The organism is Acidovorax sp. Root217, from assembly GCF_001428645.1.
GTDB lineage: Bacteria > Pseudomonadota > Gammaproteobacteria > Burkholderiales > Burkholderiaceae_C > Acidovorax.
The window spans coordinates 899,223-922,036 of record NZ_LMIH01000012.1 but is presented as its reverse complement, the minus strand read 5'-3'; the positions used below and the strand labels follow the sequence as shown (position 1 = coordinate 922,036).

Annotated in this window: 21 protein-coding genes; 8 read left to right on the top strand and 13 right to left on the bottom strand. The window is 67.0% G+C overall.

The window, feature by feature from the left end; translation table 11 throughout:
• Positions 1 to 90 precede the first annotated feature (90 nt).
• A complete protein-coding gene (locus ASE31_RS14290) occupies positions 91 to 2,658 on the bottom strand; it encodes a DNA internalization-related competence protein ComEC/Rec2 (protein WP_082604144.1) in 2,568 nt (855 codons plus the stop codon).
• 147 nt (positions 2,659 to 2,805) lie between these two features.
• Here ASE31_RS14290 and ASE31_RS14285 point away from each other — a divergent pair, with 147 nt between their 5' ends.
• Positions 2,806 to 3,264 carry a RidA family protein gene (locus ASE31_RS14285; protein ID WP_057202291.1) on the top strand — a complete coding sequence of 153 codons (459 nt, stop codon included), beginning with the start codon at positions 2,806 to 2,808 and terminating at the stop codon, positions 3,262 to 3,264.
• Positions 3,265 to 3,292: 28 nt separating this feature from the next.
• Here ASE31_RS14285 and ASE31_RS14280 read toward each other — a convergent pair whose 3' ends face one another.
• The 7 genes from ASE31_RS14280 to ASE31_RS14250 all read right to left on the bottom strand — a co-directional run bounded on the left by ASE31_RS14280 (position 3,293) and on the right by ASE31_RS14250 (position 13,220).
• The gene (locus ASE31_RS14280) at positions 3,293 to 5,044 is read right to left on the bottom strand and encodes a methyl-accepting chemotaxis protein (RefSeq protein ID WP_057202574.1); all 1,752 of its coding nucleotides are present in this window, start codon (positions 5,042 to 5,044) and stop codon (positions 3,293 to 3,295) included.
• 208 nt (positions 5,045 to 5,252) lie between these two features.
• A complete protein-coding gene (gene parC, locus ASE31_RS14275; protein ID WP_057202289.1) occupies positions 5,253 to 7,607 on the bottom strand; it encodes a DNA topoisomerase IV subunit A in 2,355 nt (784 codons plus the stop codon).
• Positions 7,604 to 8,401 (bottom strand): lytic transglycosylase domain-containing protein, encoded by a 798-nt coding sequence (locus tag ASE31_RS14270; RefSeq protein ID WP_157412470.1) that lies wholly within the window; start codon positions 8,399 to 8,401, stop codon positions 7,604 to 7,606. The genes parC and ASE31_RS14270 overlap by 4 nt, the downstream gene beginning before the upstream one ends.
• 77 nt (positions 8,402 to 8,478) lie before the next feature.
• A complete protein-coding gene (locus ASE31_RS31605) occupies positions 8,479 to 9,255 on the bottom strand; it encodes a hypothetical protein (RefSeq protein WP_157412469.1) in 777 nt (258 codons plus the stop codon).
• Positions 9,252 to 10,205, bottom strand: a complete 954-nt coding sequence (locus tag ASE31_RS14260) for a hypothetical protein (protein ID WP_057202282.1) — start codon at positions 10,203 to 10,205, stop codon at positions 9,252 to 9,254. The genes ASE31_RS31605 and ASE31_RS14260 overlap by 4 nt, the downstream gene beginning before the upstream one ends.
• 49 nt (positions 10,206 to 10,254) lie before the next feature.
• Positions 10,255 to 11,238 (bottom strand): hypothetical protein, encoded by a 984-nt coding sequence (locus tag ASE31_RS14255; RefSeq protein ID WP_057202281.1) that lies wholly within the window; start codon positions 11,236 to 11,238, stop codon positions 10,255 to 10,257.
• Positions 11,238 to 13,220: a DNA topoisomerase IV subunit B gene (locus tag ASE31_RS14250; protein WP_057202279.1), complete on the bottom strand. Its 1,983-nt coding sequence runs from the start codon at positions 13,218 to 13,220 to the stop codon at positions 11,238 to 11,240. Before ASE31_RS14250 ends, ASE31_RS14255 begins: the two co-directional genes overlap by 1 nt.
• A gap of 117 nt (positions 13,221 to 13,337) precedes the next feature.
• On the opposite strand from ASE31_RS14250, the gene ASE31_RS14245 reads away from it, so the two are divergent.
• From ASE31_RS14245 to ASE31_RS14220, 6 genes are all read left to right on the top strand, one after another.
• Positions 13,338 to 14,555, top strand: a complete 1,218-nt coding sequence (locus tag ASE31_RS14245) for an MFS transporter (RefSeq protein ID WP_057202277.1) — start codon at positions 13,338 to 13,340, stop codon at positions 14,553 to 14,555.
• Positions 14,556 to 14,585: 30 nt separating this feature from the next.
• The gene (locus ASE31_RS14240; protein WP_157412468.1) at positions 14,586 to 14,753 is read left to right on the top strand and encodes a hypothetical protein; all 168 of its coding nucleotides are present in this window, start codon (positions 14,586 to 14,588) and stop codon (positions 14,751 to 14,753) included.
• Between the two features lie 6 nt (positions 14,754 to 14,759).
• Positions 14,760 to 15,314, top strand: coding sequence for a bifunctional 2-polyprenyl-6-hydroxyphenol methylase/3-demethylubiquinol 3-O-methyltransferase UbiG (locus tag ASE31_RS14235; RefSeq protein ID WP_057202273.1), 555 nt, complete (start codon positions 14,760 to 14,762; stop codon positions 15,312 to 15,314).
• A 32-nt stretch (positions 15,315 to 15,346) separates the two neighbouring features.
• A complete protein-coding gene (gene dapA, locus ASE31_RS14230) occupies positions 15,347 to 16,243 on the top strand; it encodes a 4-hydroxy-tetrahydrodipicolinate synthase (protein WP_057202271.1) in 897 nt (298 codons plus the stop codon).
• A 42-nt stretch (positions 16,244 to 16,285) separates the two neighbouring features.
• Positions 16,286 to 17,383 (top strand): outer membrane protein assembly factor BamC, encoded by a 1,098-nt coding sequence (gene bamC / locus ASE31_RS14225; protein ID WP_057202269.1) that lies wholly within the window; start codon positions 16,286 to 16,288, stop codon positions 17,381 to 17,383.
• Positions 17,384 to 17,459: 76 nt separating this feature from the next.
• The gene (locus ASE31_RS14220) at positions 17,460 to 18,296 is read left to right on the top strand and encodes an MBL fold metallo-hydrolase (RefSeq protein WP_057202268.1); all 837 of its coding nucleotides are present in this window, start codon (positions 17,460 to 17,462) and stop codon (positions 18,294 to 18,296) included.
• A 550-nt stretch (positions 18,297 to 18,846) separates the two neighbouring features.
• Here ASE31_RS14220 and ASE31_RS14215 read toward each other — a convergent pair.
• Complete coding sequence (locus ASE31_RS14215) at positions 18,847 to 19,374, bottom strand: hypothetical protein (RefSeq protein WP_157412467.1); 528 nt, start codon at positions 19,372 to 19,374, stop codon at positions 18,847 to 18,849.
• 2 nt (positions 19,375 to 19,376) lie between these two features.
• Positions 19,377 to 20,516 (bottom strand): cupin domain-containing protein, encoded by a 1,140-nt coding sequence (locus ASE31_RS14210; protein ID WP_057202263.1) that lies wholly within the window; start codon positions 20,514 to 20,516, stop codon positions 19,377 to 19,379.
• 53 nt (positions 20,517 to 20,569) lie between these two features.
• Here ASE31_RS14210 and ASE31_RS14205 point away from each other — a divergent pair, with 53 nt between their 5' ends.
• Entirely contained in the window at positions 20,570 to 21,094 is a 525-nt protein-coding gene (locus tag ASE31_RS14205; protein WP_057202261.1) for a peptidylprolyl isomerase, read from the top strand.
• A gap of 62 nt (positions 21,095 to 21,156) precedes the next feature.
• Here the strand turns inward: ASE31_RS14205 and ASE31_RS14200 are convergent, their stop codons facing one another.
• The 3 genes from ASE31_RS14200 to ASE31_RS14190 form a co-directional block, all read right to left on the bottom strand.
• Positions 21,157 to 21,654: a glycine zipper 2TM domain-containing protein gene (locus ASE31_RS14200; RefSeq protein WP_057202259.1), complete on the bottom strand. Its 498-nt coding sequence runs from the start codon at positions 21,652 to 21,654 to the stop codon at positions 21,157 to 21,159.
• A 209-nt stretch (positions 21,655 to 21,863) separates the two neighbouring features.
• Positions 21,864 to 22,310, bottom strand: coding sequence for a dUTP diphosphatase (dut, locus tag ASE31_RS14195; protein WP_057202257.1), 447 nt, complete (start codon positions 22,308 to 22,310; stop codon positions 21,864 to 21,866).
• On the bottom strand, positions 22,307 to 22,810 hold the full coding sequence (locus ASE31_RS14190; RefSeq protein ID WP_057202255.1) for a hypothetical protein: 504 nt from the start codon (positions 22,808 to 22,810) through the stop codon (positions 22,307 to 22,309). The genes dut and ASE31_RS14190 overlap by 4 nt, the downstream gene beginning before the upstream one ends.
• Positions 22,811 to 22,814 lie beyond the last annotated feature (4 nt).

Sequence of the window (22,814 nt, the reverse complement as noted above, 5' to 3'; positions counted from 1 at the left end):
ACTGGCCTCCTGCTTGCAGGATAGCAAGTTGTGCGCCCAGTTTCCCGAATCGGCCTACCAAGGCACTGTGCCATCACCGGCCCTCAAGACTCAGCGCGGCAAAGCTGGCACCATGCTGTGCTGCCAATACCGCTGGCCGGATTCGCGCTGGCAGGCCACCCCATCCGGCCGTGCCGACGACCAGGTGGCCGCTCCGCAGCGCGCCGACTCCACCACGGCAATCCCCCGCTCCTGGTAGCGCGCCACCACCTCGGGCGCCGGATGGCCAAAGCGGTTGCGGTAGCCGGCCTGCACCAAAGCGGTGCGAGGTGCCACGGCATCCAGGAAGCCGCCGGTGGACGAGGTCTTGCTGCCGTGGTGCGGCACCAGCAGTACGTCGGCCTTGAGCGGCACGCCACGCGCCACCAGGGCCTGCTCCTGCCCGGTCTCGATGTCGCCCGCCAGCAGCGCCACGGGCGCCTGCGCACCAGCCGCCACGATGCGCAGCACACAGCTGATGTGGTTGGCGCGCACGGCCGCGCCCGCATCTCCAGGCGCCGGGTGCAGCACCTCGAAGGCCACGCCGTCCCACTCCCAGCGCTGGCCCGCCAGGCAGGGCGTGGCCGGGCGCAGCGCCTGCAGCTCGTGCCCGGCCTCGATGGAGCCCGTGAGCCTGGCGCCCGGCTGCTGGGCCAGCACGGCGGCGGCGCCGCCCGTGTGGTCGGCATCGCGGTGGCTGAGCATGAGCACGTCCACCCGCTCGCCCAGGGCGCGCAGCAGCGGCACCAGCACGCGGTGGCCGGCGTCGCTCTCCAGGCTGAAGCGCGGGCCTGCGTCGTACAGCAGGGTGTGGCTGGCCGTGCGCACCAGCACTGCATTGCCCTGGCCGATGTCGGCGGCCAGCAGCTCGAACTGGCCCGGCGCGGGCCGCCCCGGCTGCCACCACAGCACGGGCAGCACCAGCGGCAGGGCCAGCAGGCGCAGCCGCCACGGCAGGCGCATGGCCAGCAGCACGCCGCCGGCCAGGGCCGCCGCGCCGGCCCACAGTGGCGCCACGGGCAGGTACAGCACCGCCATCGGCCAGGTCGCCAGCCACTGCAACAGGGCGGACAGGGGCTGCAGGCTCCACAGCGCCAGATTCCACAGGGGCACGCAGAGCACCCCGCCCAGCGCCAGCGGCGTGACGACGAGCGTGACCCACGGGATCGCCACCAGATTGGCCACAAAACCCACCAGCGACACCTGGCCGAACAGCAGCAGGGACAGCGGCGTGAGTGCCAGCGTGACCACCCACTGCTCGCGCAGCAACGCCAGCACGCGCGCCCGGCCTTTGGGGGGCGCGCCGCCCACGGCCCGCGTGTCGGTGGCGAACAGCACCGCCACCGCCACGAAGCTGAGCCAGAAGCCCGCCTGGTACAGCGCCCACGGGTCCACCCAGACCACGGCCGCGCAGGCCAGCAGCCACACCTGGGGCCAGGGCCAGCGGCGGCCCGAGAGCTGCAGCAGCGCCACCGTGGCCAGCATGGTCACCGTGCGCTGCGCCGGCACGCCCCAGCCGCTGAACAGCGCATAGGCGGCCGCCAGCAGCACCCCGGCCGCCAGCGCCGCCGTGGGTGCCGGCACGGCCAGGCACAGGCGCGGCGAGCGGCGCCACAGGGCACCCACCAACAGCGCAGCGAGCCAGGCGAAGAGCGTGATGTGGAGCCCGGAGATGCTCATCAAGTGCGCCACGCCGGTCGCGCGGAACACATCCCAGTCGGCCCGGTCGATGGCCCGCTGGTCGCCCGTGACCAGGGCGGCCACCACGCCTGCCATGCGCGCACGGCCGGGGTCGTCGGGGTCCAGGCCCGGGGCCAGGCGCGCCAGGATGGCATCGCGCACGGACTGGCGCGCCTGCTCCACCGGGTACTGCCAGGTGCTGGCCAGCCGCACGGGCGCCAGGTCCTTGGGGCCCGTTCGCACCGTGCCTGTCGCCTGCACGCCCTGCTCCCAGGTCCACAGCTCGTAGTCGAGGCCGTGCGGGTTGCTCAGGCCATGCGGCGCGCGAGGGCGGATGGTCATTTCCCAGCGCTCGCCCGCATGCAGGGCCGGCGGGCGGCGCTGCGGCTCCAGCGGCCGCACGGTGGTGGTGGCGCTGGTGGCACCGAAGAAGAAGCCGCCGTACCAGGCGACGTCCATGCGCTCGGGCAGTTGAACAGGCTTGCGTGCGGCCCCAGCACCCTCGCCCGGCAGCCAGGCCGATTCCACCTCCAGGCGCAGGCGCACCCCCGCCTCGTTGACCTGCGGCATGGCGGCGATGGTGCCGATGACACGGATGTTCTGCCCCTCCAGCGCCGGGTCCAGCGCGCCCTGCAGGTAGACCGTGGCGCGCAGGCCGGTGGTGGCAAACAGCAACGCGGCGCCCGCAGAGGCCACCAGCAGTTGGCGCAGCCAGAGGCGGGCGCCGCCGGACCGGGCCAGCAGGCCCGACAAGCCCCACAGCGCGACCGCACACGCCAGCACCAGTGCGTAGCCATGCCAGTGCCACAGCACCGGCTGCTGCAGCTGCAATGCAGCCCCCAGCAGGCTGCCCGCCAGCAACGCGGGCAGGCGCCACAGGGCCGGCGCATGGCTGCGCGCAACGGCCACCGGAGTCCCCGTGGCGGTTGCAGCTATCACAGTGGCGTGCAGCTCCGGCATGCGCCGATGCTAAACCGCGAAGACAGCAGGCCTTCGCCAGGCACGCGGCGCGGGTATGTAACACTCAGGTGCTGCCCTGGCCCGGCCCGGTGCCGCGCGCCGCCCCAGGCCAATGTCAACCACCACCTCCACCGAAGGACAACGACCATGAGCGTTTACGACAAGCTTTCCGAACTGAACATCACCCTGCCACCGGTGTCGGTGCCCGCGGCCGCCTACGTGCCCTACGTGCAGACCGGCAACCTGGTGTTCCTCTCCGGCCATATTGCGCGCAAGGACGGCAAGCCATGGGCCGCCCAGTTCGGCAAGAACATCAGCACCGAAGAAGGCAAGACCGCTGCACGCGCCGTGGCCGTGGACCTGCTGGGCACGCTGCATGCGGCCACCGGCGGCGACCTGAACCGCATCAAGCGCATCGTGAAGGTGATGAGCCTGGTGAACTCGACCGGCGACTTCACCGAGCAGCATCTGGTGACCAATGGCGCGAGCGAGCTGTTCGGCCAGGTGTTCGGAGACAAGGGCGTGCACGCACGCAGCGCCTTCGGTGTGGCGCAAATCCCCATGGGTGCCTGCGTGGAAATCGAGCTGATCGCAGAGCTGGCCTGAAGCACTTGCTGACCGGCTGACAGACTGGTCAGAACGACTCCCAGTCCTCCTCTGCGCCTGCCATCGCTGGCGAGCGCGCTGGCGCGGGCTTGGCAGGGGCTGCCGCAGCCTTGGCTGCCGGCTTGTTGCCTGCCTGGGCAATGCGGGGCGCACTGGCCTTGCTGACGGCAGCCGGTCTGGCCGGGGATGCGGGAATGTGCGCCGTGCGCATCGGCGGCACCACGCCGCCATAGGCGGCCCCGTTGACCTTGAACACCGACACCACCTGCGCCAGGTGCTCGGCCTGCTCGCGCAGGCTCTGGGCTGCGGCGGCGCTCTCTTCCACCAATGCGGCGTTCTGCTGCGTCATCTGATCGAGGTTGCCCACGGCCTGGTTGACCTGGTTGATGCCCAGGCTCTGCTCGGACGATGCCGAGGTGATCTCGCCGATCATGTCGGTCACGCTCTGCACCGAGCGCACGATGTCGGTCATGGTCGTGCCCGCATCGGCCACCAGGCGGCTGCCGGTCTCCACCTTTTCCACCGAGGCGCTGATCAGCGCCTTGATCTCCTTGGCTGCCTCGGCGCTGCGCTGGGCGAGGCTGCGCACCTCGCTTGCCACCACGGCAAAGCCCCGGCCCTGCTCGCCGGCACGCGCCGCCTCCACCGCCGCGTTGAGCGCCAGGATGTTGGTCTGGAAGGCGATGCCATCGATGGTGCCGATGATGTCCGAGATCTTCTTGCTGCTGTGGTTGATGTCTTCCATGGTGGAGACCACCTGGGTCACCACCGCGCCACCGCGTTCGGCCACGCCCGTGGCGCTGGCGGCCAGGGTGCTGGCCTGGCGGGCACTTGTCGCGCTCTGCGCGATGGTGCTGGTGAACTGCTCCATGGCCGCCGCCGTCTCCTGCAGGTTGCTCGATGTCTGCTCGGTGCGTGCCGAAAGGTCGTGGTTGCCGGTGGCGATCTCGGCGCTGGCAATGGCGATGCTGTCGGTGCTCTGGCGCACCTGGTGCACCATGCGCCCGAGCGAGTCGCTCATCGCATACTGCGAGCGCAGCAGGTCGCCGAACTCGTCGCCGCGCGTGACGGACCCCTGCTCGCTCAAATCGCCGGCAGCGATCTTGGCCGCGAGGTCATTGGCCTGCGCCAGGGGCCGCTGGATATGGCCGATCAGGTAGTACGCCCCGGCGACGATGGCCAGCAGCAGGACGCCCACCGCCACCGCCGCAATCTTCACCGTGAGCATGCGCGAGGCCGCCATCTCGGCCAGCCGGGTCTGCGCGGTGCTTTGCTGCAGCTCCACGAAGTCACGCAGGGTCTTGAGGTAGGCGGCGACGGCCGGGTTGTAGGTCTGCTTGATCAGGGTGACGGCTTCTTCCGCCTTGCCATCGGTCTTGAGCTGGCGGGCCTTGACGCGCAGATCGAGCATGGTCTTGCGGGCGTCGGCGATCTTGGCCATCTGCGCCTTGTCCGCGTCGGACAGGGCCATGCCTTCGAGCGACTTCTGCACCTCGGAGATCTGCGCCGAGGTGGCGGTGATCACGTCCTTGAACTCGGCCTCCACCGCCGCATCGCTGCTGACGATGAGCGCCTGCGTGCGGGCCGCATTGGTCTCCGTGAGGCCGGCCCAGCGGATCGCAGCGCCGACACGGGTCTGCATTTCACTGGCAACTTCATCGGCCTCGGCCTGCACCTTGGCCGAACGGTAGGCCGAAAAACCCACCACGCCGGCCAGCATGACCACAATGAAGATGACGGCGAGCCACAGTTTCTGGGCAATGCGGATGCGTTGGAACATCATGGTCTCCTGTCGTTGTCGATTTTTTCAGGGCCTGCCCGCCACCACCGGGGCAAAACCCGCGCCTGGCGCCATTGCAGACACTTCTTTACATATGGTGCGCCCGTTCCAGGCTTTCGTCCAATCCGTAGCAACCCGTGGAGTGTTGCCATGCACCAAAAAAGAAGCCACCCGGGTGGGTGGCTTCCTGGCAGTCGGGGGGTGACCGCTATTCGACGCGCGTCACCGACGCGGGCTTGAAGCCCAGGTCCGCCGCCTTGCCCTTGCGCCCGCGCGCGGCCCGGGCATTGTTGAGCGAGCGGATCTCCAGCGTCTCCTCGCGCTCCTTGCCGCCCCGGCCCATGCCCTCGATGCGGATGCTGCGCGTGTAGGCCGCCGCACCGGCCAGCGTGTCCTTGGGCTCCAGGTCGATCAGCATCAGGCCGCGCCCGCCATTGGCCATGGTCTTGAGCTCGCTGATCTCGAAGGTCAGGATGCGCCCGCCCGCCGAGGCGCAGGCCACGTGCGTGGCCGCTGCCAGCGGCTGGCCGCCGGTGCTGCCCGCCGCATGCGAGGGTGGGCACACGGTTTCGCCCTCGCCCAGCGTGAGGAAGGCCTTGCCGCCCTTCTGGCGCGAGACCATGTTCTCCACCGAGGCCAGGAAACCATAGCCCCCCGAGTTGGACAGCAGCAGGCTGGCGCTGGCCGGGCCGGCAAAGTAGTGCAAGAGCTGCGTGCCCGATTCGAGCTCGACCAGCGTGGTCACGGGCTGGCCGTCGCCGCGCGCCCCCGGCAGCACCGACACCGGCACCGAGTACACCCGGCCATTGCTGCCAAAGGCCAGCAAGGTGTCGACCGTGCGGCACTCGAAGGTGCGGTACAGCCCGTCGCCGGCCTTGAAGGCGAAGCTCCCTGCCTCGTGGCCATGGCCGGTGCGCGCGCGCACCCAGCCCTTTTGCGAAACCACCACGGTCACCGGCTCATCCACCACCTTGACCTCGGCCACGGCCTTCTTCTCGGCCTGGATCAGCGTGCGGCGGTCATCGGCAAAGGTCTTGGCATCGGCCTCGATTTCCTTGACCATCAGGCGGCGCAGCGAGCCGGGGTTGTTCAGGATGTCTTCGAGCTTGCCCTGGCTTTCGCGCAGCTCCTTGAGCTCCTGCTCGATCTTGATGGCTTCGAGCCGCGCCAGTTGGCGCAGGCGGATTTCCAGGATGTCCTCGGCCTGCCGGTCCGACAGCGCAAAACGCTCGATCAGCGCGGCCTTGGGGTCCTCTGCCTGGCGGATGATGGCGATCACCTCGTCGATGTTGAGCAGCACGATCTGCCGCCCTTCGAGGATGTGGATGCGGTCCAGCACCTTGCCCAGGCGGTGCTGCGTGCGGCGGGTGATGGTGCTCTGGCGAAAGGAGATCCACTCCTCCAGCATCAGGCGCAGCGACTTCTGTACAGGCCGGCCATCCAGGCCGATCATTGTCAGGTTGATCGGCGACGAAGTCTCCAGGCTGGTGTGGGCCAGCAGTGCAGTGATCAGCTCCTGCTGCGGGGTCTTGCCGGTCTTGGGCTCGAACACCAGGCGCACCGGCGCGTCCTTGCTCGACTCGTCGCGCACCACGTCCAGCACGGCCAGCATGCTGGCCTTGAGCTGCGTCTGCTCCAGGCTCAGCGCCTTTTTGCCGGCCTTGACCTTGGGGTTGGTGATCTCCTCGATCTCTTCGAGCACCTTCTGCGAGCTCACGCCCGGCGGCAGTTCGTTGACCACCAGTTGCCACTGGCCGCGCGCCATGTCCTCGATCTTCCAGCGCGCGCGTACCTTCAGGCTGCCGCGGCCCGTGCGGTAGGCGTCGGCGATGTCGGAGGCAGCGCTGATGATCTGCCCGCCACCGGGGTAGTCGGGGCCAGGCACCAGGGCCAGCAGGTCCTCTGCCGAGAGCGAAGGCGTCTTGATCAGCGCCACACAGGCGTCGGCGATCTCGCGCAGGTTGTGGCTCGGGATCTCGGTGGCCAGGCCCACGGCAATGCCGCTGGCACCGTTGAGCAGCGCGAACGGCAGGCGCGCGGGCAACTGGCGCGGCTCCTCGGTGCTGCCGTCGTAGTTGGGCATGAAATCGACCGTGCCCTCGTCGATCTCGTCGAGCAGCAGGCTGGTGATGCGCGACAGGCGCGCCTCGGTGTAGCGCATGGCCGCAGCGCCGTCGCCATCGCGGCTGCCGAAGTTGCCCTGGCCATCGATCAGCGGGTAGCGCTGGGCAAAATCCTGCGCCATGCGCACCAGCGCATCGTAGGCCGACTGGTCGCCATGCGGATGGAAGCGGCCCAGCACGTCGCCCACCACTCGGGCGCTCTTGACCGGCTTGGCCGCCGTGTTGCGCGTCGGGCCGCTGTACCCCAGGCCCATGCGGTCCATGGAGTACAGGATGCGCCGCTGCACGGGTTTGAGGCCATCGCACACGTCCGGCAGGGCACGGCCCTTGACGACCGAGAGCGCGTATTCGAGGTAGGCCCGCTGGGCGTAGCTGGCCAGGCCCAGGGAATCGCCGCCGTCGTCGGAGGCCGGAAAATCGAGAGTGGGTTGGTCGCTCATTCGTTCTTGCTGGATTCGGAAGGTTCAGTCATTGCGGGCGTCTGTGCCACGCGGGCGGGCGGCAGGTTGCCCCGGTTCAGGGCGCCGCCCGAGAGCTCCATGCGCACGCGCCCGGGCACGGCACGCTGGGCCAGCACGGGTGCCGGCGGCTTGAGCTGGGTGTACAGGCCCATCACGGTGCGCACGTAGTTCTGCGTTTCCTTGTAGGCCGGGATCTGGTTGCCCGCGCGCTGCACCGCTCCCTCGCCCGCGTTGTAGGCGGCCAGCGCCAGGTCCAGGCGGTTGGGAAACAGGTCCAGCAGGTGGCGCAGGTAGCGGGTGCCGGTGGGCACGTTCACCGCCGGATCGGCGAGTTTCTTCTCGACCGAGCGCTTGGCATCGGCGCTCACGCCAAAGCGGGTGGCCGTGGCCGGCATCACCTGCATGAGGCCCACCGCCCCCTTGGGCGACACGGCATCGGCATCGAAGCCCGATTCGGTCGCGATCAGCGCCTGCAGCAACTCGTAGTCCACGGCGTGCTTGACCGCAGCGGCACGCAGGTGGTGCTTCACACGCTTGAAGTCCGGCGCAATGTCGAAAAAGGCCAGCAGCCGCGCCCCCGCAGGCGGCAGGGCATAGGGCATGGCCGGCGCATCGCCGGGCGCGTCGCGCGTGGAGTCGAATTCGTTGCCCTTGAAGAACAGCTGGTAGTTGGCATCCACCTGCTCAGGCGCGAAATGCGTCACGCCGCGCGCATCGACGAAGGCCCAGAGGTCGGCATGGGCGGGGCCTGAAAAAAGGCCAAGGCCCGTCACCAGGCACAAGGCTGCGCCCGTTCCAGCACGGCGCCAAGCCACGCCACAGCCTTGCAGAAGTGAAAAATACCAAGCCATCATGGACCCATTGCCCTTTCGGGCGCACTCGTTTTCTCCAGGGAATCCAGGCCCGCTTGAAGAATTTCTTCCTGCTTTGCAGCAGGCATTTTCCTGATGCGTTCCAGATGGATCGAATCGAGAACCTTCAAATCGTGCTGGATCGCTTCCAGACTGCGCTCCAGGCGGGCGAAACCATTGCGATCCCAAAATTCCCCCGTGGCGTAGCGTTTGCAAAGAGCGTACACGGCCTCTTCCAGAAAATTCGGACTCACATCGAGCAGACGCAGCGGCACCTGGATGAGCCGGCCATGTGCCGCAACCACAGGACGCCCCCATTGCCAAGGCCACTCGCCCTCCCTGCCCTTCAGAGAAACTGCCGCCGAAGGATCAACCACCAATTGCAGTTGCAGAAAGTTGCTGTGCCTCACTGCCGCATCATGAAACTTCGACCAAGGAACAAAACACTCACCGACCACATGGAATCCACGCTGATCTACACGCAGCAGATAACCGCACCGGACAGCGCGTGTGGCCTGCAATACATGCGTCCAGAGCGGGATTGCGAGCAGCAGTACAGTGGTCACCAGCGCAATGCCGAACACAGGGTCTCTGCGCGCATGCGCTGTTCCGAACAGCACCACCAGTACGCCCATACCTGCGAGGAAAGCCACCGTCAGCAGCCATCGAGGCCACCGCATTCCAACCAGCAATGGCGCTTGCGAGAATTCCTTGCCAGCCACTTCACTCTCGCCCACGCCCTGCGTTGAAAGCGGTACTACGTGCTCAGGACTCATGACGAAACCCGCTCGTTTTGGGATAGGCGCCGTGCGTCCAAGCCGTTAAAGCTCTCCTGCAAAACTCGTCCCTCCTCCGCAACCGGCGGTTTCGCAGCATCCCGCGCGAGAATTTCACAGGTCATCTGGTCAAAGCGGTGCATCCTGTCTTCCAGTTGCGCCATTTCAGCCGTTTGAGCAGGTGACAGGAACTGCTTCCAGAAATCCATGTAGCCCGCGCCGTATTGCCGGCCAAACCGGCGCACAGCGCCATCCAGGAATTGCGGATCCACTGCCAGCATGAAAAGCGGCACGGACACGACAGAGCCACCGGCAGAGAGCCTGCTACGCCCCCACTGCCATGGCCAGGCACCACCTTTGACCACAATGGCGGGCACAGGCTCCACCGCCAGGCACAGGATATAGCGCTTGTTACCCTTGGCTTCGTGCACCCTCAAATCCGAGCCACGCAATTGCGGCCCGGGGATGAAACAGTCCCCTGCGATTTCAAGGCCTCGCTCGTCCATGCGCAGCAGATGACCACGCCGTACTGCATGCCAGGCAACCGAAAAATAAGACCACAACATGCCCGCCAGCAGGAATACGCCCGCTGCGGCCATGGCAGCCCACAACAAGGAGCCGTGGCGCCAGAGTTCAAGGCAGACGACGACCAGAACTGCCTCTACCACTGCAACCATGGCCACCCAAAGCGACCACCGAAACCAGCGCACGCCAATCTCAAGATGCGCTTGTGCAAGATGCTCCCCTTGCTCGCGCGCCCGATCCTGCTCGCGCTTGTCCGCGGCAGCGAGCGACTGGGTGCAGAAAACACTCAACAGCAGACCCGCCACCATGCAGCCAAAGGCCAGCAGCATGTGCGCAGGCTTTTCCGCGATGGGCTTCACCAGCGAAACCAAGCCCACTGCGCTGACAGTAACACCGAGCACACGCCCAAGATGCATCAAGGACATTAGATGCCCCCGCGTGAAAGCCGAAAGAAAAGTCCAGGCATTTTGGGCTTCACTTTGTCTTGAGAAAACCGAGCTCTTTCAAGCCAACCATGGCGGCCTGGATCTTCTGCCTGCGCTCTGCCGCAGGCAGCTTCGCGATGTCTTCGTAGCGTACCGAATTGGCGACGACGAACACCTGCTCCTGCCGCTTATTCTCCCCATCTGCGCGTTCCAGATCCGCGATCTGATCGGGGCGCGCATGGGCACTTCTCCACTGGTCGAGAAAGCGCTCGCCATACCGCTTGCACAGCACTCGCACAGCACCTTCGATGACATACGGGCTGGCTGCGTACAAATACAGCGGCAGGTCCAAAATGCGTCCTTCTGCGATGAGACGAGGCCGATTCCACCGCCATGGCCAGTATCCTGCCCCGACACCGGCGGCCTGTGCGGATGGTGCATCGACCGCCAGTTGCAGATGGTAAGGGCGGTTGATGGATTCTCCGGCATGGCGAAATCCTGCAGATCCATACTGCATGTCCAGTCCCCGTACCACCGGCCAAGCGACAGTGCTTTCACCAGCCACCGAAAAACCTGCGGCACCGACGCAAAGCAGATGGCCGGAGCGCATCACCTGCAACGCCAGCACAAGCAATGCCACCAAGGCAACCAGGAACACAACAGCGACCCCGGCTCCCAACGCTCCAATCAACAGGGAGTCCGCTTTCCACGCCTCCCACGCAAAGAGCGAGAACAGCAATGCAAAGCCTCCGAAGACAGCGACCTGAAGAAGCCATCGAAACCAGCGTAACCCCACCAGCAACTGCGCTCCGTTGAAGTCCTGTCCCTGCTTCTGCTCGCGCCGCAGCTTGAGGTCGAGGGCTGCATCCAGGGCGCGGTCACACACCACGGCGACCGTCAGGCCCAGCAGCATCAAGGCGCCAGCCACCAGCATCCGGGCGGGACGGCCATCGGCGAAAGAAGTCACCACAGGAAGCAAAGCCCCCATCAGCGCCACCATGCCGAGCACACGCCCCAGATGCAGCCAGGCCATCAGATGTCGATTTCTACTGCATCACCATGCAGTTCCATCAGCTCGCGACGCGAGGCCGCTTCGCCCTTGCCCATGAGCTTGGTGATCAGGCCCTCGGTCGCGGCAAAGTCCGTGCTGCCCAGCTGCACGGGCAGCAGGCGCCGGGTGTCGGGGTTGAGGGTGGTCTCCCACAGCTGCGAGGCGTTCATCTCACCGAGGCCCTTGAAGCGGCTGATCTGGCACTTCTCGCGGGCCACGCCGTCCTTGGCGCACTTGTCGAGAATGGCGGTGAGCTCGCCGTCGTCCAGTGCATACATCTTGGCGGCGGGCTTCTTGCCACGGGCCGGCACGTCCACCCGGAACAGCGGGGGGCGCGCCACATAGATATGGCCGGCGTCGATGAGCTTGGGGAAGTGGCGAAAGAACAGCGTGAGCAGCAGCACCTGGATGTGCGAGCCGTCCACGTCGGCATCCGCCAGGATGCAGATCTTGCCGTAGCGCAGGCCCGTAAGGTCGGGCGTGTCGTTAGGGCCGTGCGGGTCCACGCCGATGGCCACCGAGATGTCGTGGATTTCGTTGTTGGCAAACAGTCGGTCGCGCTCCACCTCCCAGGTGTTGAGCACCTTGCCGCGCAACGGCAGCACGGCCTGGCTTTCCTTGTCGCGGCCCATCTTGGCGCTGCCGCCGGCCGAGTCGCCCTCGACCAGGAAGACCTCGTTGTGGGCCAGGTCGCGGCTTTCGCAGTCGGTGAGCTTGCCGGGCAGCACGGCCACGCCCGAGCCCTTGCGCTTTTCGACCTTCTGGCCAGCCTTCTGGCGCGTTTGCGCGGCCTTGATGGCCAGCTCGGCCAGCTTCTTGCCGTAGTCCACATGCTGGTTGAGCCACAGCTCGAGCGCCGGGCGCACGAAACCCGAGACCAGGCGCACGGCATCGCGCGAGTTCAGGCGCTCCTTGATCTGGCCCTGGAACTGCGGGTCCAGCACCTTGGCACTGAGCACGTAGCTGGCGCGGGCAAACACGTCTTCGGGCAGCAGTTTCACACCCTTGGGCAGCAGGCTGTGCAGCTCGATGAAGCTCTTGACGGCATTGAACAGGCCGTCGCGCAGGCCGCTTTCGTGCGTGCCGCCGGCGCTGGTGGGGATCAGGTTGACGTAGCTTTCGCGCACCGGCTGGCCATCTTCGGTGAAGGCCACGCACCAGGATGCGCCCTCGCCTTCGGCAAAGCTCTCGTTGTTGCGGTCGGCAAAGCCTTCGCCCTCGAACAGCGGGATCACCGGTTCGCCGTTGAGCGTCTGCATCAGGTAGTCGCGCAGGCCGCCCTTGTACTGCCAGGTCTGGGTATCGCGCGTCTTCTCGTTGACCAGGGTCACGGACACGCCGGGCATCAGCACCGCCTTGCTGCGCAAGAGGTGCGTGAGCTCGCCCATGGGCAGCGCGCTCGATTCGAAATACTTGGCATCGGGCCAGGCGCGCACGGTGGTGCCCTGCTTGCGCTCTCCGGCTTCCAGCGCGCGGGTCACCAGGGGCTCGACCACGTCGCCGGCCGAAAACACCAGCCGCGCGACCTTGCCTTCGCGGTGGCTGCTCACTTCCAGGCGGGTGGCCAGCGCGTTGGTCACGCTCACGCCCACACCGTGCAGGCCGCCCGAGAAGCTGTAGGCGCCGCCCTTGCCCTTGTCGAACTTGCCGCCCGCATGCAGGCGGGTGAACACCAGTTCGATCACCGGGGCGTTCTCTTCGGGGTGCATGCCGAAGGGGATGCCGCGCCCATCGTCCTCAATGCTGACCGAACCGTCGGTGTGCAGCGTGACCTTGATCTTCTTGCCATGCCCGGCCAGCGCTTCGTCGGCGGCGTTGTCCAGCACCTCCTGGATGATGTGCAGGGGGTTGTCGGTGCGGGTGTACATGCCCGGGCGCTGCTTGACGGGCTCCAGGCCCTTGAGCACACGGATCGACCCTTCGGAATATTCGCTGGCGGAGACGGAAGACGGTTTGGCAGACATGCGGCGGATTGTAGTGCGGCGCAGCAAAGACTGGATAAAAATACAGCTTCACCACCCCCAACTGTACTGTTCGGCAGTGTGCGGGCAGATTGTGGCCAATCTGGCTACATTCTGCGCATGTCTATGCATCCTCCGAAACTGTCCATGTTCCAGGTGCTCGCGTGCGGCGCGGCCATCGTGACCCTGTCCATGGGCATCCGCCACGGCTTTGGCCTGTGGCTGCTGCCCATCACCCAGGACATGGGCTGGACGCGCCAGTCCTTTGCCCTGGCCATCGCCATCCAGAACCTCTCGTGGGGCCTGATCGGCATCTTCGCCGGCATGGCAGCCGACCGCTTCGGCGCCTTCCGCGTGCTGCTGGCCGGCGCTGCCCTGTATGCGGCCGGCCTGGCGGGCATGGCCCTGTCGCCCACGCCCACGCTGTTCGCGCTGACGGCCGGGGTACTGATCGGTGCAGCCCAGGCGGGCACCACCTATGCCGTGATCTATGGCGTGCTGGGCCGCCAGATCGCGCCCGAAAAGCGCTCCTGGGCCATGGGGGTGGCGGCAGCGGCCGGCTCCTTCGGCCAGTTCCTCATGGTGCCCATGGAAGGCTGGCTCATCGCCAGCTTTGGCTGGCAGCAGGCGCTGCTGGCGCTGTCGCTGGCGGTGCTGCTCATCATGCCCCTGGCCTTCGGCCTGCGCGAACCGGGTTTCAAGGGCGCGGCCCCGCCCAAGCGCGACCAGACCATCACCCAGGCGCTGTTAGAGGCCTTCCGCTACCCGAGCTTTTCACTCCTGATGGCAGGCTATTTCGTCTGCGGCTTCCAGGTGGTGTTCATCGGCGTGCACATGCCCAGCTACCTCAAGGACCAGGGCCTGTCACCCCAGGTGGCCAGCTACGCGCTGGCGCTGATCGGCCTGTTCAACGTGTTCGGCACCTATATTGCGGGCACCCTGGGCCAGCGCCTGCAAAAGCGCTACATCCTGGCCTTCATCTACTTTGCGCGGGCGATTGCCATCGCGGTGTTCCTGGCGGTGCCGCTGTCGCCGGCCTCGGTGTACATCTTCTCGGCCGTCATGGGCACGCTGTGGCTGTCCACCATTCCGCCCACTAATGCCACCATTGCCCAGATCTTCGGCGTGCAGCACCTGTCCATGCTCGGCGGCTTCGTGTTCTTCAGCCACCAGATCGGCAGCTTCCTGGGCGTCTGGCTGGGCGGCTACCTGTACGACGCCACGGGCAGCTACGACATCGTCTGGTACATCGCCATCGCCCTGGGGGTGTTCGCCGCCCTGGTGAACCTGCCGGTCAAGGAAAGCCCTATCCAGCGCGCAGCCCCCGTGCCGGCATGATGGCGGACTGAACCTTTGCACCCCATCACCATGCCAGCCGCCCCCGAGCACGCCCCCCACCGCACCCCGGCCCTGCCGCTGGCGTGGCGGGTGCTGGCCTGGGCCGTGGCCATCCTGGCGTGCCTGGCCGTGTTTGCCATGTACACCGTGCCCGAGTTCATGGTGATGCTGGCCGACCAGGTGTGGAACTGCTTCTGATTGCCCATGCATGGATCTGACAAGCCCTCGGACTGGGTGCGCCGCTGGTCGACCCTGATAGCACCCCGCAGCACCGTGCTGGACGTGGCCTGCGGCGCGGGGCGCCACCTGCGCTGGCTGCACGGCCTGGGCCATGCGGTGGTGGGCGTGGACCGATCGCCCGAAGCCGTTGCCGCAGGAGCCCTGCTCGGAGAGATGGTCTGCGCCGACATCGAAAACGGCCCCTGGCCCTTTGCCGGGCGCCAGTTCGGTGCCGTGGTGGTCACCAATTACCTGTGGCGCCCGCTGTTTCCCACGCTGGTGGCCAGTTTGGCGCCGGGCGGCGTACTGGTCTACGAGACCTTTGCACACGGTAACGAAACGGTGGGCCGCCCGGCGCGGCCCGAATTTCTGCTGCAGCCGGGCGAATTGCTGGCCGCCTGCAGCGGATTGCGCACCGTGGCCTACGAGGACGGCTTCCTCGAAGAACCCGCGCGTTTCGTGCAGCGCATCACGGCCATCAGGGAACTTGCGGACGCCGGGGCACCCTCAAGACATCTGCTGGCCAGTGCGGCTAGTTAGAATGCTCTTTTATCCCGTTCACCACTGCGGACATGACATCTTCCTTAGTGCCACTCACTGGCAGCATCGTCGCCCTCGTCACCCCCTTGCATGAGGACGGTAGCGTCGACTACCCCGCGCTGCGCAAACTGATCGACTGGCACATCGCCGAAGGCACCGATTGCATCGGCGTCGTGGGCACCACGGGCGAATCGCCCACGGTGAACGTTGAAGAGCACTGCGAGATCATCCGCGTGTCGGTGGAGCAGGCCGCCAAGCGCGTGCCCATCATGGCCGGCTGCGGCGCCAACTCCACGGCCGAGGCCATCGAGCTGGCCCGCTTTGCCAAGAAGGTGGGCGCCGACACGCAGCTGCAGGTCGTTCCCTACTACAACAAGCCCACGCAAGAGGGCCAGTACCAGCATTTCAAGGCCATCGCCGAAGCCGTGGGCGACCTGCCCACCATTCTGTACAACGTGCCTGGCCGCTCCGTGGCCGACATGCAGCACGACACCGTGCTGCGCCTGGCCCAGGTGCCCGGCATCATCGGCATCAAGGAGGCCACGGGCAACATCGAACGCGCGCAGTGGCTGATCCGCGAAGCCCCCAAGGGTTTCGGCATCTACTCGGGCGATGACCCGACCGCCGTGGCGCTGATGCTGTGCGGCGGCCATGGCAATGTGAGCGTGACGGCCAACGTGGCCCCGCGCCTGATGCACGAGCTGTGCGTGGCGGCGATTGCCGGCAACGTGCAGCGCGCCATGGAAATCCAGTTCCAGCTGATGCCCGTGCACAAGCAGCTCTTCGTCGAAGCCAACCCCATTCCCGTGAAGTGGGCCGTGGCCCGCATGGGCCTGTGCGGTGGCACACTGCGCCTGCCCATGACACCGCTGAGCCAGGGCAATGAAGCCGTGGTCGAGGCGGCACTGCGCTCCGCCAGCCTGATTTAACCCTGGCTGCGCCTGTACCAAGAACACTCCGAGGATATTCGCGTGAACGCTGTTACTACCCGAGTGGGCCTGCTGGCCCTCGCCCTGGCCCTGTCTGCCTGCTCCGCCCTCGAAGGCGACAAGATCGACTACAAGAGCGCCGCCAAGGGCTCCACGCTGGAGGTGCCCCCGGACCTGACCCAGCTCTCGCGCGACTCCCGCTACAACGTGCCGGGCGGCGCCGTCTCGGCTGCTGCCATGCAGGCCAGCCAGGCCGCCCAACCCTCGGGCACGGCCAATGCGGCCGCCACGCAGCTGGGCGACGTGCGCATCCAGCGCGACGGCAACAAGCGCTGGCTGGTGATCGACCGCCCCGCCGACAAGCTGTGGGAGCCCGTGCGCGACTTCTGGCTGGAGAACGGCTTCACGCTGGACCTGGACCAGGCCAACCTGGGCATCATGGAAACCGACTGGGCCGAAAACCGCGCCAAGCTGCCCCAGGACCTGATCCGCTCCACGCTAGGCAAGGTCATCGATTCGCTGTACTCCACGGGTGAGCGCGACCGCTTCCGCACCCGCCTGGAGCGCAATGCCTCTGGCGGCACCGAGGTCTACATCACGCACCGCGGCATGATCGAGGTCTACAGCAACACCACCAAGGACCAGACCGTCTGGCAGCCCCGCGCGGCCGACCCCGAGCTGGAAACCGAGTTCCTGCGCCGCCTGATGGTCAGGCTGGGTGTGAGCCAGGAGCAATCCAAGGCCGTCGTGGCCGCCGCAGCCGCGCCCGTGGCGCAATCGGCCACCGTGGCCACGGTGAACAACGTGCCCGTGGTGCAGATGAAGGAAGGCTTCGACCGCGCCTGGCGCCGTGTCGGCGTGGCGCTGGACCGCACCGGTTTCACCGTGGAAGACCGCAACCGCAACGATGGCGTGTACTTCGTGCGCTATGTGGCGCCCAATGCGGACAAGAAGGAGTCCGGCTTCTTCGGCAAGCTGTTCACCCGCTCGCCGGACGCCGTGCCGCCGCTCAAGTACCGCATCGTCGTGCGCAGCCAGGGTGAAGCGACCACGGTGTCCGTGCTCAACGAAGGCGGCACGCCCGAAGCCTCGGCCAACGCCGAGCGCATCGTGCGCGTGATCGCAGACGAGCTCAAGTAAGCCACACCGACACCCCTGACTGCATGCGCCTGGACGCCACCCTGCGGGGTGGGGCCCAGGCGCAATTCATTTCCACATGCTGCGTTTGAAGAACCTGGCCAGCGGCAGTGCCGGCAATGCGACCATCGTGGAGGCCAGCGATGGCCTGCACACGCGCCGCCTGCTGGTCGATTGCGGGCTGGGCATACGCCAGCTGCAGACCCGCCTGGCTGCGGCTGGCCTGCAGCTGGGGCAGATCGACGGCGTGTTCATCACCCACGAGCATTCGGACCATATCGGCTGCGCGCACCTGCTGGCCCTGCGCCACCGCATCCCGGTGTGGATGAGCCAAGGCACGCACATGGCCATCGGCGCGCCGGATTTCGACGGGCTGCTGCAGTTGGCCTGCGACATGCAGGCCATTGCGCTGGGGCCGCTGTCCTTGCAGCCCTTCACCGTGCCACACGATGCGCGCGAGCCCCTGCAGCTGCGCTGCAGCGATGGCGCCATGCACTTGGCTCTGCTGACCGACCTGGGCCACGCCACACCCCATGTGCTGCAGCAGGTGCAGGGCTGCCACGCCCTGTTCATCGAAGCCAACCACGACCCCGACCTGCTGGCGGCCTCGGCCTACCCGGCCTTCCTCAAGCGCCGCGTGGGCGGCGCCTATGGCCACCTGGCCAACCACGCCAGCGCCGCCATCGTGCAGGCCGTGCGGCACGATGGCCTGCAGTGGGTGGTGGCCGCCCACCTGAGCGCGCGCAACAACACGCCCGACCTGGCCCGGCTGGCGCTTGCGGGCGCGCTGCAATGGGCACCGGAGCTCATCGTGGTGGCCGACCAGGCCCAGGGGACGGGCTGGCTGACCGTGGGAGAGCAGCCCGTGCCCTGCGGCCACCTGTCGCCGCCACCCCCGGCCACCTCGCTGTTCTGAGCAACGCAGGCGAAAAAAAACCCTGCTCTCTTACGAGGGCAGGGCTTCCGAACCAAAGGCCGGCGCCGTGGCGCGGCCAGGGTTCAGGCGTGCTTAGTTCGAAGCAGCGCTGGCAGCAGCGGTAGCGGCCGTGGCAGCTGCGTTGGCAGCGGCAGCGGCGTCCGAAGCGGCAGAAGCTGCTTCGGAAGCGGCAGCTGCAGGTGCTGGATCAGCAGCAGGAGCTGGAACCACCACGGGTGCGGGTGCTGGTGCTGGAGCGGGTTCTTCCTTCTTGCCACAAGCGGCGAGGGCAGCAGCAGCGATCAGGGCGGCCAGAACGAGAGAGTTCTTCATTGCGATTTTTCCTAGTTGGGACAGACAGAATCTTGAAAAGCCACAGCGCCCGGCTCCAAAAAAGCCTTTGCGCATTGGCACAGTGCACTTGAGTAGCACCATTTCGGCGCAGCCGCCGATTATATTGGCATTTAGTCAATACTGACTAACACGGATGCAAGGTTTACCGTGCCTTCACATGGTGCAAGGCCTGGAAACACCAAGTCGGGCGTTTGTCCTACAGGCCCAGCGTCGATGCAGGAAAGCCCGGTGCACTTTTTCCGTGCAGCCATTCATTGAGTGTCTCACGCACCAGCACGCGGCGCTCGGGCTCGCGGCCCGTCACGCCCACGCAGCGCTCCGGGTCCAGCCGGTGCATGACCCATTGCGGCGACCATAGCACACTGGGAATGTCCAGCGGGTCGGCCGAGGCGCTGCGCCGGCAGGTGATGATGTGGTCCCAGGTGCCGCGCCAGCGCACGAAGCGCGCATGGCGGCGGATCACCTCGTCGTACGAGCGCGCCAGCATGGTGAAGCGCCGGCCCGTGCGCGCCCAGGCCTGCAGCGACTCCACCACCGCACGCTCGCCCAGGGGCCAGTCATGGAAATGGGCATCGCTGACCACGATCTCCTCCCAGCCGTCGCGCGCCGCCGTGGCCAGCGCATCGCGCACCAGTTGGATAAAGGTCTCGCGGCTGGCGAAGCGGCCCGAAGGCAGCTCGCCCGGCAAAGCGGCAGGCGGTGGGTTGCTGGGATCGTGCGTCACGGTCAGTCCTCCTCGGTGTCCTCGGTATAGGAATGAGCCCATCCTGCATCGCACCAGGACGAAATCAGCTCCAGCGCGTCGTCACTGGCGCGCGCCAGCTCCCGCTCGGTAAGGCGCCGGTGGTCAGCCAGGCGGCGCATCAGCGTGGCATCGCGGCCAGCGGCGCGGTAGCTCTCGCCGTTGATGAACACATGCTGCGCGTCATACATCATGCGGGTGCGGCGGTCCAGCACCACACCCTCGATCATGGCGCCCGATGCATCAGGGTCGAACCAGACGTTGGGCTTGGGCTCGGTCAGGTACTCGCCCAGCGCGCGCTCCAGTGCCAGCGGTTCGGCCAGGGCCCGGGCCAATGCCTCGCGCGCGAAGTCCTGCAGGCTGGCAGGGATGGCCGCGGGCTGCTCCACCGCCTCCTGGCGCGGGTCGCGGTAGAGCACGCGGGCATCGCCGTCCTCGGCCTCTTCGGTCAGGCGCACCAGCAGCTCGTTGGCCAGTTCTGCCCGAGCCGGCGCACGAAAGCCGATGGAATAGGTCATGCACTCACCCTCGGCAATGCCGTCGTGGGCATAGCGCGGCGGCAGGTAGAGCATGTCGCCGGGCTCCAGCACGAACTCCTCTTCGGGCTCGAACTGCGCCAGCACCTTGAGCGGTATGCCCTCCTTGAGCGTGAGGTCCTTCTGGCGGCCGATGCGCCAGCGCCGCCGGCCATGGGCCTGCAGCAGGAACACGTCGTAGCTGTCGAAGTGCGGGCCCACGCCGCCGCCATCGCTGGCGTAGCTGATCATGAGGTCGTCCAGCCGCGCCTCGGGCACGAAGCGGAACTGCTGCATCAGCGCATGCACGCCCTGGTCGTGCAAGTCCACGCCCTGCACCAGCAGCGTCCAGTCGGGCTGCTTGAGCGAGGGCAGCGCGCGGCGCGTGAACGGCCCCTGGCGAAGCTTCCAGACGCCCTTGACCTGCTGCACCAGGCGCGACTCCACCCCCTCCTGGCCTGCCAGGTCGAACAGTGCACGAGGCTGCACCGGTGCCGTGAAGCCCGGGATCGCCTGGCGCACCAGGAGCGGCTTTTTCTGCCAATGGCGGCGCATGAACTGGGCAGGGGTGAGTCCGCCCAGAAGGGTCAGGGGTTGGTGGGCGTCCATGGGTACTGTGTGGCCCATTGCAGGGCGGTTGGTCAAACTGCGACAATTCTCCTATGGAAATTACCGAACAATGTGTGGTCGCCCTGACCTGGATCCTCAAGGACACCCTTGGCGAGGAACTCGACGTGCTCGACGAGCCGGTGGAGTTCCTGGTGGGGGGCGATGATCTGCTGCCCCGTATCGAAGAGGCCCTGCAGGGCCACAGCGCAGGCGCCTCGGTGGCGCTGCACCTGGAGCCCGAGGACGCTTTTGGCGACTTCAACGACCAATTGCTGTTCCTGGAGCCGCGCTCGCTGTTCCCGCAGGAAATCGAGGAAGGCATGACCTTCGATGGCGCAGCCCTGCCCGAAGGCGTGAACCCCGACGCACCGCGCGACGTGCTGTACACGGTGGCCGAGATCTACCCCGAGCATGTGGTGCTGGATGGCAACCACCCGCTGGCGGGCATCGCGCTGCGCCTGCAGCTCACGGTGCAGTCGGTGCGCGAAGCCACCGAAGACGAAATCGGCCAGGGTAGTGCGGGAACCGGGTTCTTCCGCGTTCAGCCCCAGGCACCCGGGAACGACCTGCTGCACTGAACGACCACGGGCCCTCAAGAGGGCCCGTTCGTTGCTCGCAGCGCGAGCGGTCGCCGGATGGATCAGATGCGCGAGATCTGGCCGTCGAACAGGCGCACGCGATCGCCTACGCGCAGGTCGCCGGGCGATGGCACGTCATAGGCGCGGTAGCCACCATGATCCAGCTGGATGGAGACCCGGTACGCCTGGGTGTACCCGCTGTTGTTGCGCCCTTCGACTGCATTGCCGGCCACCGCACCGCCGAGCACGCCCACGGCCGTGGCTGCGGCGCGGCCCGAACCGCCACCGATCGAGTTGCCGATCACACCGCCGACCACAGCGCCGATGATGGCACCGGCGCCCGAGGTGCGCCCCTGGCCCTGGGACTGCATCACCTCGATATTCGCCACGCGGCCAAACTCGGTGGGAACCGGGTTGGAAGACGAGTAGACCGGCGCCTGGGTCTGGTAGCCGCCGCCGGCGTAGTATTCCTGCGAACGCGGGGGAGCACCGCAAGCGGCCAGGCTCCCGATCAGGATGAGGGAGCCAGTCAGCGTGGCGATACGGGTCGTCTTGTTCATTGCAATCTCCTGGAAATGGATCTCGGCGGGCGACCAACTGCACCAGCGCAGCGGTCCTTGCCCGACCATGCTGAGATTGAATCACCGGCCAAGGGTTCCCGGCGCCATCCGGCAGCGGGAGGCCGCGTCAGCCATCACCTACAGGATAGGAAGCCTGCCAGGCCGCCCGCAAGCGTTTGTTCAGAAGATGACAAATGGCAGGCGTGGGGTCAGGCCTTGCCGGTCGAGCCGTAACCACCTTCGCCGCGCTCCGTCGCGGTGAACTCGGTCACCACGTTGAACTGCGCCTGCACCACGGGCACGATGACCAGTTGCGCCAGCCGCTCCATGGGCTCGAGCGTGAAGGCCGTGCTGCTGCGGTTCCAGGCGCTCACCATGAGCTGCCCCTGGTAGTCGCTGTCGATCAGGCCCACCAGGTTGCCCAGCACGATGCCGTGCTTGTGCCCCAGGCCCGAGCGCGGCAGGATCAGTGCGGCGTAGCCGGGGTCCTTGAGGTAGATGGATATGCCCGTGGGCACCAGTTGCCAGGCATTGGGTTCAAGGGTGAGCGGCGCATCCAGGCAGGCCCGCAGGTCGAGCCCCGCGCTGCCGGGTGTGGCGTAGGTGGGCAACTGGTCCGCCATGCGCGGGTCGAGAATCTTGACGTCAATCTTCACTTCTTGTTTCCTGTCTTGCGCTGCTGGGCTGCTTGCCGCTGGCGCTCCTTCACGGCCGCGGGCAGTACCACCACGGTGCCTGCCGACGCGGCATTGACCACAATGCCCATGAACCACCACAGGCCGGCCATCACCGCCAAGACGAACCATGAGCCCTGACCCGCCATCAGCAGCGTGAGCGCATGCACCGCGGCGATCACGGCCAGCAGGGTGCGGGCGATGCGCACCAGGCCGATGAAGGGCGCGACCACTTTCAGCAGATCGGGCGGCAAGGCCACGGCCAGCGGCGCCGGGCTGGCGCCGCCCTGGCGGGCGGCCGCCTGCGCGGACCCGGGCGCAACGCCGCCGGGCAATGCATGCTGCTGCGTCACCTGCGCGGAATGGGCCGCCTGCGCCCGCCCCGACTGCAGTGCCTGGGATGCGCTCAGCCGCTCCACATAGCTGGCGAAGTCGCCATTGGGCGGGGTGTCCCATTCGGGCTTGATCGAGTGCATCGTCATAGGG